This window comes from Planctomonas deserti, assembly GCF_003067705.1.
In the GTDB taxonomy this organism is placed as follows: domain Bacteria; phylum Actinomycetota; class Actinomycetes; order Actinomycetales; family Microbacteriaceae; genus Planctomonas; species Planctomonas deserti.
On record NZ_QANL01000149.1, the window covers coordinates 1 to 569 of the forward strand.

The 569-nt window shown below is 69.1% G+C and carries 1 protein-coding gene; it reads right to left on the reverse strand.

From position 1 onward, the window contains the following. Window positions 1-222: 222 nt before the first annotated feature. On the reverse strand, window positions 223-569 hold a 347-nt coding region (locus DAI20_RS20015; RefSeq protein ID WP_159085157.1), incomplete at its 5' end, for a helix-turn-helix domain-containing protein.

Below are 569 nucleotides of genomic sequence, written 5' to 3' on the forward strand. Positions count from 1 at the left end.
ATAGATGATGCGGCGCTGCACCGGCTTCAGGCCGTCGCCGATGAACGGCAGGGCGCGGTCCAGGACCACGTACATCGAGTAGTCGAGGTAGGCGCGTTCGGCGTACTCGCGCAGCGGCAGTTGTTCGAATCCGTGGAACACGGGGCGGGCAAGTTCGGTCATGCGGCGTTGTTACCTGTTGTCGGGAGGCGGCGACGGCGGTCGCCGCTCGCAATCCTGTGATTATCCGGATGCGGCGGGGGATGCCAAGCCACGTGCAGGGTCCAGCCCGGTTTCCAGGCCATGCCCGGCCCGTGCCAGGTAGCGTCCCGGCGGCAGCCCGAAGTGGCGGCGGAACACGGTGACGAAGGCGCTGGCGCTGCTGAAACCCAGTGCATGGGCGATATCGGCCACGCTGCGGCCTTCGGTCAGCTGGCGCAGGGCCTCGGACAGGCGGGCCTGCTGCCGCCACTGCGCGAAGCTGAGGGTGGTCTCGTCGCGGAAGTGACGGGTCAGGCTGCGCGGCGACAGGCCAGCCCAATGCGCCCATTCGGCCAGGCTGCGCTCGTCGGACGGGTCGGCCAGCAGCT